The following is a 13137-nucleotide window of genomic DNA, read 5'->3' as shown; positions in this document are numbered from 1 at the left end:
AGCGCACAGTAAATATGATTCCGTATTGCATGACTTTTGCGAACTTGAAACTTTTCAATATTACAAACCTGTTTTAATGCTCTATGATACCATTCAATTTGCCAGTAACTATCGAGAAGGAGCTTTTAAAACCAAAGAACAGGCTCAGCTTGGGATATTTAATTATATTGAGGTATGGTACAATAAATATAAATAAGTTAAACTACTTAATTTTAAAGAACCAAAACCCATCACTATCAAATGTTTTACTCTACTTTAACTTATATCTAAAAGAATGCATATATCATAAAAATTAGAAATAATCTACTTCAAAAATCCCCTCAGGAAATTTAAGTAAACTTGGTGGAATTTCTTGAATAACCGAATTACTTGCTGCTATCTGTATGAGGCTACTAACAGAGGAAGTATTAAATTTATTGAATAAGTTCACCCGGATAATTGAATTAATAGCAGAGATAGAAATGGATTTGTCATAAATTTTATTAATAATATAAGTTATTTCTTTATATGAGCGACCGATCATCAACAAAAACAATATCTCTTGCTCCCTATCGCTTAACTGATAAGTTACTTTATCAGTTGGGCTTTGTTGGCTAGTCTCATCTTCTGAAGGAATAACAAGTTGATTGGCAATATTTAATACATTACCAATATACTTGCAGTTAAAAGGCTCAATTTCTGTCATAATACCCACCTTAGAACCAGTCTCTGGGTTTATAAGTAGGCTACAATGATTAATATAACAACGTTTAACTTTTGTGTTAGGTAATTGATAAATGATAAAGTAAGACGACTTTTTTCCTGTCTGAATAACATTTGAAGCAATTTGCCTTAGTTGATCTGCATATTTAGCCCCAGGATGATTTGAGTCCTTCATTCGTTTACCAATTATTTGTGGATTTCCCATCAAATCTTGATATAATTTTGTAGTATATACAAACTCCAGATCTAAGTTACCCAAAAGAATTGCCCGATTTTGTCCGGTAATTTCAAGCCCTTTTGCCACCAGTTCCAGAATTTCAATATCAGTCATAAAGCACCCTTCAAATCAAAATACTTAACACTCAAATAAGAAACCCATTGATTCATTTACTAGCTAAACCAGACTAAGTTTTAGCTTAGATTTACTATAAATCGTAGGTTTAATTAAGCAGCATGTAGATTATTGTTTATTAAACTATAACCCCATCAACTACCTTGCTTTCATAAATTCTACAATACAAAAAAAGCTGTAAATACATTCCCCTGCAAAAAATGCAGTTTATTTATTTTTTAAATAACTTTATAATACCTTTTTGAATTTTGGATTTCCTTTTAACTCTCAATAAAGCTTAAAAATAAGAGTTTAATCCAGATAGCAGAACCCTCCTTATCTGAAAGAAAAGATCATTTTGTTATCTTTTCTATTTCAGATAGTGCCATATTTTAAACGTATGGCACTTTTTTTTAGATAGAATAAAAAGTAAATTTGATGTAGCTCAATTTTATGATATTTAATATTAATAGCTCAAGATTCCAATATGGATTTAGTTTAAACACAAATTATCCTTTCAAACAATATAAAATCATTTCAGTATAATAATAACAGCAAGCATAATAAATAATAACTGTAAGTGTAGCGTATATGCGACTTTGCAATAAATCTAATGTCAAAAAATAGCATTTTAAGGTTAGAAAAGTAAATTGATAAAGATAAATAAACAACTAAAACAAGCAATGAACAAATATTTTCCGGCATTCAATGGGCAAAATGTATTCTTACAAGTAATGGATTGTGAAAATAGATTTGTATTCTTAAATGATTACTTTGACAAACAAAATACCCTCATGAATGATTCAAACATTCATGGTCTAACCTATGAAATGTTCGCAGATAAAAATGAGCTTTTTTCCAAAAAATATTACAAACAAATTGAAACCTTAAATCAGCAGGTTCGTGATAATGGACAAATAAAAAATTTTTTTGCTAGTACACAGCATCTAAATGGAGAAGAATTTGCAAGACAGGCAACTATTTTCCCAATTTTTAACTCAGATGGATCTGTTATTGGTACATATATGTTATCTTGGTATGCGAATCCTTTTAATTGTCTGAATCACTCCCAGCAAACTTCAATAGAAAATTATCAACTTGGACTTGCCAATGTAAATAAGTTAGGATTCACTAAACAAGAACATGAAGTACTATTTCTACTACTATATAAATTTTCCCAATATGAGATTGCTGAATATTTGAATGTATCAAGAGGAAGAGTTCAAAGAATCATAACCGAAGGGCTATACCGCAAATTTGGAGATAACTGTAACGATAGCAATACTTTATTTAATATAGCAAAGAGACTAAGTTTGCATAATTATTTTCCACCAGCATTAATTAGCCCCGATTTAACCATACTAAATAATGTTAATTTGGGTACTCACCAACTAACTACTAGCTAGAATTAAAATAATTAGCTTAAATGTTCTCACCAATGACTAGAGGATTAATTACTAAGGTTAATTGTGCGTAACCGTAGCGCATTCACAATTACTGTAACCGAAGATAAACTCATTGCAATACTAGCTACCATTGGATTTAATAAATAGTGTCCAAATGGATAAAAAACACCCATTGCAATTAAAATTGCCAAACTATTATAAACAAATGAACCAAAGAGATTCTGACGCATATTCTGATTAATTGCTTTTGCAATCTTTAATGCCGCTGAAATCCCAGATAATGAACTACCAGTTAGACAAATTGCTGAACTACTAGCAGCAATATCAGTTCCACCAGCAACAGCGATACCTAAGTCTGCCTGCATTAGACTTGGTGCATCATTGATACCATCACCAACAAAGAGAATTTTCTTGCCCTCTTGCTGCGCTGCCTTGATAAAGGCAAGTTTATCTTGTGGCAAACAATTAGCAACTACTTTGCTAATTCCAGCTTCTTTAGCTATTGCGTGGGCATTATTTTGATTATCTCCAGTCAGTAAAATAATCTCATTCACCTGCTTAGATAATGCAGCAATTGCCTCTTTGGCATCTGGCTTTAATTCGTCACTGACATCAACTCGTGCAATAATACCATCATTATTTGCCAGATAAATATTGGTATGGCGATTTTGTGCTACCAGATCACCGTTAATTTTAGTTACATGCTGACCGATAAATTCCAATGATCCAGCAAAATACTCTATACCATTAATTACTCCACTTATACCTTTACCAGAAATAGTTTTATACTCTGCCAAATTAAGATCACTATCAAGACTTATTTCAGTACGATAATTTAGAATCGCATGAGCTAACGGATGGCCAGAATTTGCCTCAAGTGCTTTCAAAATTTGTAGAGAATAAATAGCATCTACATCAGAACTGCAAATATAATTCACAACCGAAGGCTTACCAACGGTAAGAGTACCAGTTTTATCTAAAATGATAGTATCGATTTTGTCGGCATTACCAAGAGCTGAAGGATCACGAATTATAATTCCAGATTTTGCTGCCCTACCAACACCAACCGTTAGTGAAACAGGGATTGCCAAACCAACAGAACACGGACAAGCAATAATTAGCACCGTCATAAAAACTGTTAGTGCATGGTAGAAGTTATTCTCAGGTGCAACAATATACCAAACTAAACCACTAAATAAAGCTAATAGCATCACAGTAGGAACAAAGACTCTGGCGATTCTATCCGCAAGCCTTGCTAATGGTGGCTTTGACATCTGTGCTGATTTAACCATCGCAATAATATCACCAAGTAAAGTTTTCCCGCCCACCTGTGATACCGAAAACTCAAAAGCCCCACTAGTATTGATTGTCCCTCCAAATACCTTATCACCTACTTTTTTATGAATAGGTAAAGGTTCACCAGTTAGCATTGCTTCTTCAAGATAACCATCGCCAGATATAATCTCACCATCAGCAGGTAATTTCATGCCTGGTTTAATCCTAATTATATAGCCTGTGCGCAAAAGATTACTGGCAATTTCCTTTTCTTCACCATCAGTTACCATGATAGTAGTAGCAGGAATAAGCGCACTTAATCCTTTTATCGCACCCATTGCTGCATTTTTAGCTTTCTCTTCAAGAAGGCTACCTAAATTTACTAAGCCAATAATTACCAGAGCAGATTCAAAATAGACATGGTTTGAAAGTAAAAAATTTCCATTATGGCTGGAGATAACAATAAACAAAGAATAGAGCCATGCAGAAAAGACACCGATAACAATCAGACTATACATGTTTGGACTAAGGTTACGGATAGCCAAAATACCACTTTTGATTTGAGTTTTACAACAAAATATAACTACCAGGAGTGTAATTAAAGCAGAGAAGAGTCCAGTCAGAAACCCTTTGCTATCAGTATAATTAGGCATCGTCTCATGGAGCATTTCGCTAATCATCAGCACCGCACCCAATATTAATGGAATGGCTATATTAAAGATTCGCGAGAAAGTTGATTCTGATTTTGGCGTAATTTCAATAGGAAAGCCAAGCTTATCTAGGGCTTCACGGATGGAATCTTCCTGCTTATTATTAGCATATTCAATCATAACAGTTTTATCGAGTAGATTCACCTGTGCAGAGGATACACCAGATAGCTCTTTAAGCCGGCTCTCAATTTTACCAACACAGCCAGCACACTTGACATTACTGATATTATACGTTACGCTAGTTGACATTTTGATAATCCCCAATATACCTATATGGGGTATATTATAGCAGATTAGGAGTAGAAAACCAATCTTTTTAACAATAAAAAACCGGGGTTTTAAATCCCGGTTTTTTAGCAAAATTATTCGCCGCTCGCACCATAATTCGGCAAATGACGAGCACTTGGATCATCAAGATCACAATTTGGCCATTCACGATTTGGTAACCAGTAACCACAAATCACATGGTCATGGTTCGGGAACATTTCATTGAACATTTCACGATACATCAAACCTTCTTTAGTTAAAGGACGATTATCTGTATATTTGGCAGATTTTTCAGCAAACTCGGCATCGGTATAACGCTCTTCTGCCATTTCTATCAGACAGTCAACTAAACCATGTCCAACCGCATCAGAAAAGGCAGCCTTATCACGGAATAAAATCTCAGCTGGCAAATAGTCAGAACCATCAAATGCTTTACGTAGCAGATATTTACCCATATTGTAAGTATTTAATTTAAGTTCTGGTTCAATTTCCATAACATAGGTCACAAACTGTTTATCTGAGAATGGAACCCTTGCTTCAAGACTATTTGCAGCAATACAACGATCAGCACGTAATACATCATACATGTATAATTCTTTGATCCGCTTTTGCGACTCTTTCTGGAAATCTATCGCAGTTGGCGCATAATCAGTATATTTATAGCCAAATAATTCATCACTAACTTCACCACTAAGTACCACACGAATATCAGTATTCTCACGAATATATTTACAGAGTAAGAACATTGGTGTACTAGCGCGAATTGTCGTTACGTCCCAAGTTTCAGTATGCCAAATGATAGTTTTAAGAATATCTTTAATATCTTGATAAGTAAAGATTACTTCATGGTGATCTGTTCCAAGGTAATCCGCAACTTGTTTAGCGTATTTAAGATCAATTGGATTCACTTCAAGACCGATTGCAAATGTGGTAATTGGTTTTACTGTATGGCGTTGAGCAATGGCACATACCAAGCTTGAATCAAGTCCACCACTTAATAAATAACCAATTGGCACATCAGCATCCAAACGTTTAACTACACTTGCAGTTAGAATGTTACGAATATTGGTTAAGATTTTGTCCATATCGTACTGCTTACCACCTGGTAAGCGATATAATTCGCAAAATGGCTTAATATCTTCGCCATTATAATAATGTCCAGGTGGAAATGGATTTACTTTGTCACAAAACTTAATAAGATCCTTCATTTCAGAAGCAAAGGCGATTTGCCCTTCTTTGGTATAACCATAGAATAATGGACGAATCCCCATTGGATCACGTGCGGCAATTACCCGTTTATGACGTTTATCATAAGCGACAAAAGCAAATTCACCATCAAGTACATTACATGCTTCAACTAGACGATGATTTTCCAATACCGGAATAATTACCTCACAGTCTGAATGTGAAATATACGGATAATCAGTATAAACTTGCTTTAATTGCTTATAATTAAATATTTCACCATTACACATCAATACCCAGCGATTATCTTCAAATGGCTGATCTCCGGCATGAGAAGTATCTACAATTGCCAAGCGATGAAAAATAAAAGTATAATCTTCAACTTCCTTAACCTTAGTAATATCCGGTCCACGATAGCTTATCAAGCTGTCAGAACCATATTTTTTGGGTCTAACACTAATTCCACACATACTATAATCCTTTAGCCAATCTATACTCAAATCAACGCGAGCGACGCAGCCTACAAGTAGTAGGTAAGAGCGAAGCAACACCCTAGGAGCTTTAATCTGCTTGAGTATATAATTTATAAAATTTTTGATAACCTATGATTATAACATAGCTTACTTTTTATGAATTCAAGATTAGTAATAATTTAATGATCAGGCTTAATCCCCGAAATTTATGGCAGGTATTTTTGTTAAATATGAAATACGAAGATAGGATCAATCATCATTCCAATCGTAGTCATTATCGTTTTGGTCTTTAGCATAAGTAAATACCTTATTAACAAAGTAGGTTGAAGCGCGTTCATCAATCATATGAACATCAAGATTTCCATTACAAAATTCCTGATAAGTATATTCTTCAAAACATTTTGAGCGGCTATTTACTGTCATTACAAAGGTATTATTGCTAGTATTCATTTTAATTGTTGCAATACAGCCATTGCCAACTGTGTAAGCATAAGTATTTGACTGTCCTTTCACTTGGTTAAATGGCAAATATTTATTAATTGGACAAAATAAACCAGTATTACTAAAAAGAATACTAAGTCCCATATTTTGCCCAACCTGAATTAGCTTGATAAACGTAACATCCTTTTTATGGGCATACCAGCCACTTTTAAAAACTGGCTTTGTTGCTGATATCGTGCCAGAGGAATTATTTGAAGTTAATTGTGGATTAGTCGTGTATGGAGTATTTATATCCGCATAACTCAATGATAGGCTAGAAAAAATTATAACAGCCAAAAGCTTTTTCATAAAATTCAACTATAAAATTTTGTAAATACGTCGAGATCTTCTCTAACCGTCCGGTAGCTATTTATCGGAGCATCTTTATCCTCATAACCTAGTGCCATACCACAAAGAAGGATTGAATCTTCAGGATAACCAAGAAATTCTTTCACCAAATGTGGATATTCTGCCAATGCCGCCTGTGCACAAGTAGCTAAGCCCAATTCAGTTGCCATTAACATAACTGACTGCAAGAACATACCACAATCCATAAACGAACCTTTTTCTACCAGCTTATTGGTAAAAAAATACATTGCAACTGGCGCTCCAAATGCAGAATAATTTAATGCCCATTGTTCAAGTCGGCGCTCTTTATTCTCGCGGGTTATACCTAAGGTCTGAAACATCTGCATCCCGCAAGCTAGTCTTCTTCGTTGAAATTCTGCTGGCATTTTTAATGGATAATAATTATAATCAAGTACCTTTGGTTCACCATTTTTAAATGCCGACACTAAAATATCATCAAGTTTGGCTTTACTCGTACCTGAAACTACAGCAACTTGCCAAGGCTGGGTATTGGTACCCGAAGGAGCTTGCCTAGCATAAGTTAGAATATTCTTAATATCTGCTTCAGAAACTGGTTTATCTAAAAAAGCTCGAACTGATTTACGATTAATTAATGCCTCTGCTACTGTTGTCATATTAAATCCTTATCTTATTAATTTTCTTATTTTTGCAATATAAAATGCTTCATAACACTGATTTGGTATAATTCTTCTGGTTTTAGTTATCGTCTCATGATAACTCACATTATTGTAGATAGTTAATCCGGGTAAATAATTCTCAATTGGTAAATCCAAATCAACTATCTCCAACTGATCATTATATTCATTAAGAAGATGATTCACAACTTCCTCATTCTCTTCGACCATCCACGAACAGGTGGAATAAATCATTGTACCGCCCGGCTTCAAGCTTTCAAAAGCAGATAAAATCAACTGCTTTTGTTTACGGCTACATTCTTTGACTTTCTTCATATTCCAGTGGCTATAGCTATCTTCATCACGTAAGTCAATTTGTGCCATTGAAGAACAAGGAGCATCAAGAAGAACTTTATCAAACCACTCTTTACAAAGCTTACCGACAACGCGACCATCTTTCTGGTAACATTTACAAATAGTTACGCCAAGATTTTTAAGATTAGCTATCGTCCGAAAATAACGATCTTTTACTGGTTCAACTGCCGAAATACGCCCATTATTCTGCATCATGGCGGCAATAAAACTAGTTTTACCACCTGGAGCAGCTGCCAAATCAAGTACAAACTCATCTGGTTTTGCATCAAGTAATAAAGCAGTTAACTGTGATGATAAATTCTGAATATAGACTAAACCGTCTCTAGCAAAACTACTTCTTGATAATAAAGACTTATCTTTAAGAGTATATGAAACATCTGACCAATTGATAGGGCTAACTTCAATACCATTTGAGTTTAATTCAGCCAGTACATCAGCTATCGAAGCTTTTAGAGTATTTACTCGAAAAGCACTTAGTTTATCATTATAAAATGAGTCAATAACACCTTGGCTAGCTTCAGTACTTAATGAATATGCATCACAGATGGCAGTTATCGCACATTTAACTGCTTCTTCACTTACTACTTTTACCATAAAATCAAAGAATCTTCAAATTCATAGTTTCGTTCATTGTACTATCCGCCGCCCCATCTTTCTTCGCTCTAACACTCTCAAGGCGAATTCGCATCTTAACATCATTTAGGCTATCGGCATTTTTGAGGGACTCCTCATAACTAATTTGCTCTGCTTCATAAAGATCAAATAATGCCTGATCAAAAGTTTGCATCCCCAAATCTCTCGATTTAACCATAGTTTCTCGAATTGGATCAAGTTGACGTTTAAAAATATAATCAGCAATGGTTGAGGTATTTAACATTATTTCTATTGCTGCCGCCCTACCCTTACCTGTTTGTAAAGGAATCAAGCGCTGCCCAATAATTGCTTTTAGGTTTAAGGATAGATTCATATATACCTGATGATGTTTTTCTGCCGGAAATAGATTAACTATCCGCTCAATCGCTTGAATAGTATTTGTGGCATGGATGGTTGCTACACACAAATGACCAGTTTCGGCAAATTGTAATGCATATTCCATAGCCTCATGATCACGAATTTCTCCTATCAATACCACATTAGGAGCCTGACGCAAGGCTGATTTAATTGCATTTTGCCAAGAATCAGTATCCACACCCACTTCCCGTTGGGAAACAATACAGTTTTGGTGAAAATGGACAAACTCAACCGGATCTTCAATTGACAATATATGTCCATGAGAATTTTTATTGCGATAGTCAATCATCGCCGCGAGCGTAGTTGATTTTCCTGAACCAGTTTGACCAACCACCAAAACCAAACCTTTACGCTCCATTGCGATATCTGCCAACACTTGTGGCAATTTCAAATCGGTTAGAGTTGGAACTTTAGTATTAATCTTACGCAAGACCATCGCTGGCTTACCCTGCTCAAGATAGGCATTTACCCGAAATCGCCCCCCATCAGGATGAGCAATTGCAAAATTACACTCTTTTTCAGCTTCATATTGGCGTTTCTGCTTATCATTCATTATTGCATAAACGAGTAATTTAGCCTGATCAGGATTTAAGCGATCATTAAATTGGGGAGTTAATTTACCATCTACCTTAAATGCAGGTGGAAAACTAGAGATTATAAAAGTATCATCAGCACCAACTGCTATTGCCTGCTTTAATAAGTAAAGCATAAAAATCTTTGCGCTTTCCGCTTCTTTAATCATTCCAACTTCAACAGCCATAATTAACCTTTATATCTTATAAGTCAACAAATAAATCTTTTTGTACTGCATATGCAACAGCCGCATCGGTTGATACATCACCATTTTTCACTAGCCGAATTAATGACTGATCCATCGTCTGCATCCCATATTGCTGCCCAGTCTGAATTGCTGCATTTATCTGGGAAACCTTATTTTCACGAATCAGATTTTTGATTGCCGAATTAACGATCATAATCTCATGTGCTGCTACTCGCCCTGAGTCATCTTTTTTCTTAATCAGTAATTGCGATATAACAGCCTTTAGACTTTCAGACAACATCACACGAACCATCTCCTTTTCACCCGCCGGGAATACATCCACTACCCGATCAATAGTTTTTGCCGCTGATGAAGTATGTAATGTCCCAAAAACTAAATGCCCTGTTTCTGCGGCAGTTAACGCCAGTCGGATAGTTTCAAGATCACGCATTTCCCCAACGAGAACGCTATCTGGATCCTCACGCAGAGCAGATTTTAACGCATTGGCAAAACTATGAGTATGGGTGTTTAATTCGCGCTGATTAACTAAGCTACGCTTACTGGTATGGACAAACTCGACAGGATCTTCAACCGTCAAAATATGCTGATAGTCGGTTTCATTGATGTAATCAATCATCGCCGCAAGCGTAGTAGATTTACCCGATCCGGTAGGTCCTGTCACGAGTACTAGCCCTTTATTATAAGAAGCAATTTCCCGGAATATTTTAGGTGCATTCAGTTTTTCAAGAGAGAGTATTTTAGAAGGAATAGTCCTAAATACTGCACCAATCCCACGTGTTTGCATGAAAATATTTGCCCGGAACCGCGAAACATTAGGAATCTCAAAAGCAAAATCGACCTCCATATTCTGTTCAAATATCTTTCTGATATTATCATTCATAATATCATAAACCATATTTTTAACCTCATTTGCTTCAAGTGGTGGTAAGTTAACCTTGCGAATCTCACCATTGACCCGGAGCATTGGCGGTAACCCGCTACTCAAATGTAAGTCTGATGCCTTATTGCTAACACCAAATGTCAGTAACTCTGTAATGTCCATATAGATAATTCCCGAATCAAATAAACTAAACTATTATTACACATTATAAATCTTAAAAAACTTAATCTCTCCAATCGGGAAAGACTAACTCTCAGAAAAAATTGAATTGATTTTCATGAATGAAAAAACTGATTTGAATTATGAGGTATCCGCTCAAGATTATTATTTTTCAAGCACTCATTAATAAACTTCACAAACACAACATACCTTGGATCATTATCAGCAATATTCCGCATGAGATAATAATTAATTACCCCCGCATGCCAGTCCGGGATTAACCGTATAACCCTGCCCATTTCAAGCTCTTTTTGAATCATACTATATGGGATTCCTGCTATACCATTATTCTCAAGCACAAAGCTTTTGCATTCATTAAAATTAGCAAAAAATATTTTGGGTTTTAATTTAACAAAATATGTTTCTGCGGTTTTTTCATTATATATAGGAATATCCTGCACTACTACACCATCAGGAGCAATTTTGCCAACGATTATATGCTGATCATGGTCTTCAATATTACTCCATATTCCATATTTATCAGCATACTCTCGGGTACACACTACAATCACCTTATCTGATGCCAAAGATTTAAATCGCTGATTTTGCTGTTTTGGCTGATAATTGATTATAGCAATATCATAAAATTCTTTTTGCATATTAAACACTTGAAAACTATGCATAATATTTAGTTGTAATTCTGGGTACTCACTAAGAAAAGCACCAACTTTAGGTAATACCACGTCTGTGGTTAAAGCAAATGGTAACAAGACATTTAGCCTACCGCGCACCTGTTTATTATTACTTGAAACAGAAGCTAGCATTTCTGAAAGTCTGGCCTCATAATCCTTAAACTGGGCATAAATATTATGTCCAAGCATGGTTAAACCTATTTTATGCGTGCTCCGATTAAATAAGGCATCACCAAACTCTTCTTCAAGTGCTTGCATTTTTCTTGAAATAGTTGATTTTGGGATATTCAATACTTTTTCAGCAGCAAGGATACTACCTGCATCGACAACTTTTATAAATAACAAGATATCATCAATCATGGCAATTAGCTCTCAAATGTATTCTTTATCAATTCCAATACCGCTTTATTGCGTACATCTTCAGAATCAAACTTTGAAACAAGGTAGTAATTCATATAGCCAAGATGATAGTCAGGTAAAAGCCTTACCAATTCGCCACTTGCTAGTTCATCTTTAATATCATTTTCCATAAGCCCACTAATTGCCATATCTGCCAGCACCAAGTTTTTTGCTTCAATGAAGCTATTTAGATATAATTTATATTCAACTGGTAATTTGATCGTTGATCCTTCATTTTCGCGATATAGAAGTGGTATAAGATTATCTTCAAGAATCCTGACATTTCCAATCACCATATGATTGGCAAAATCATCTATCGATGAACACAAACCATTGACTTCTATATAACGCCGACTGCAAACAAGAATAACTTTACTGCTATAAACAAGAACGGCCGACTGATATTCTTTCTTATTGCCAAGACTAACAATTGCCATATCATAATTATAACGGTCTATATCAACATTACCAGCATAGTAGGTTAAATTAAGCTCCATTCCAGCCAGCTTATTTCCAAGCGTTGCCAGCTTGTGACTAAATTTAAAACTCACCATTCCAACGGGCAAAACAACGTTAATAATATTGTTATATCTTTTATTCTTGATCAGGCATTGTGCAATCATATCGCCAACTTCAGCCTCAACACTCTTGAAAACTAAAGTTAAATTACGCCCTTCATCAGTTAATTCAAGATTCCGTGAATCACGTTTGATTAGACGTAGCCGTAGCATTTCTTCTAACGCATTAATTTTCCGGGAAATTGTAGATGGAGAAGTCCCCAAGTTTTCAGCAGCTACCGAAACCTTGGTATATTCTGCTACTTTTAGAAAAAACAGAATGTCATCATACATGAGTAAAGAACCAAATAAATTAAATTATCCGTATATTCTAGCATAAAACCTTATTAAAAAAAGTACTTAGCTGCTAAAGTTTGGGTTTTTAATTAAATTTGGGAATAACTTTTGCAGATATGGGAAACAAGATTGATTTTTTATATGATAGTATAGTGTTTGGAAAATCTTTAATAG

At 35.0% G+C, this 13137-nt stretch carries 11 protein-coding genes; 1 reads left to right on the top strand and 10 read right to left on the bottom strand.

Translation table 11 applies throughout. The annotated features are described in order from the left end of the window. Positions 1-292: 292 nt before the first annotated feature. Entirely contained in the window at positions 293-1033 is a 741-nt protein-coding gene (locus CUN60_RS04870; protein WP_102950949.1) for a helix-turn-helix domain-containing protein, read from the bottom strand. 650 nt (positions 1034-1683) lie between these two features. Here CUN60_RS04870 and CUN60_RS04865 point away from each other — a divergent pair. Further along, entirely contained in the window at positions 1684-2439 is a 756-nt protein-coding gene (locus CUN60_RS04865) for a helix-turn-helix domain-containing protein (RefSeq protein WP_102950948.1), read from the top strand. Between the two features lie 44 nt (positions 2440-2483). On the opposite strand, the gene CUN60_RS04860 is transcribed toward CUN60_RS04865, so the two are convergent. From CUN60_RS04860 to CUN60_RS04820, 9 genes are all read right to left on the bottom strand, one after another. Further along, on the bottom strand, positions 2484-4673 hold the full coding sequence (locus tag CUN60_RS04860) for a heavy metal translocating P-type ATPase (protein ID WP_102950947.1): 2190 nt from the start codon (positions 4671-4673) through the stop codon (positions 2484-2486). A 113-nt stretch (positions 4674-4786) separates the two neighbouring features. Continuing rightward, complete coding sequence (gene asnB / locus CUN60_RS04855) at positions 4787-6346, bottom strand: asparagine synthase B (protein WP_102950946.1); 1560 nt, start codon at positions 6344-6346, stop codon at positions 4787-4789. Between the two features lie 252 nt (positions 6347-6598). Then, entirely contained in the window at positions 6599-7138 is a 540-nt protein-coding gene (locus tag CUN60_RS04850) for a hypothetical protein (RefSeq protein ID WP_102950945.1), read from the bottom strand. A gap of 5 nt (positions 7139-7143) precedes the next feature. Then, the gene (locus CUN60_RS04845) at positions 7144-7812 is read right to left on the bottom strand and encodes a nitroreductase (RefSeq protein WP_102950944.1); all 669 of its coding nucleotides are present in this window, start codon (positions 7810-7812) and stop codon (positions 7144-7146) included. 9 nt (positions 7813-7821) lie between these two features. After that, on the bottom strand, positions 7822-8781 hold the full coding sequence (locus tag CUN60_RS04840) for an RsmB/NOP family class I SAM-dependent RNA methyltransferase (protein WP_102950943.1): 960 nt from the start codon (positions 8779-8781) through the stop codon (positions 7822-7824). 4 nt (positions 8782-8785) lie between these two features. Then, a complete protein-coding gene (locus CUN60_RS04835; RefSeq protein WP_279639057.1) occupies positions 8786-9958 on the bottom strand; it encodes a PilT/PilU family type 4a pilus ATPase in 1173 nt (390 codons plus the stop codon). Positions 9959-9974: 16 nt separating this feature from the next. Next, positions 9975-11027, bottom strand: coding sequence for a type IV pilus twitching motility protein PilT (locus tag CUN60_RS04830; protein WP_482762618.1), 1053 nt, complete (start codon positions 11025-11027; stop codon positions 9975-9977). Positions 11028-11134: 107 nt separating this feature from the next. Further along, the gene (locus tag CUN60_RS04825) at positions 11135-12070 is read right to left on the bottom strand and encodes a LysR family transcriptional regulator (RefSeq protein ID WP_102950941.1); all 936 of its coding nucleotides are present in this window, start codon (positions 12068-12070) and stop codon (positions 11135-11137) included. Between the two features lie 5 nt (positions 12071-12075). Then, positions 12076-12960, bottom strand: a complete 885-nt coding sequence (locus CUN60_RS04820) for a LysR family transcriptional regulator (RefSeq protein ID WP_102950940.1) — start codon at positions 12958-12960, stop codon at positions 12076-12078. Between the last annotated feature and the right edge of the window lie 177 nt (positions 12961-13137).

It is taken from the genome of Aquella oligotrophica, assembly GCF_002892535.1.
GTDB classification, from domain to species: Bacteria; Pseudomonadota; Gammaproteobacteria; order Burkholderiales; family UBA11063; genus Aquella; species Aquella oligotrophica.
This window is presented reverse-complemented; position numbering and strand designations above follow the sequence as displayed.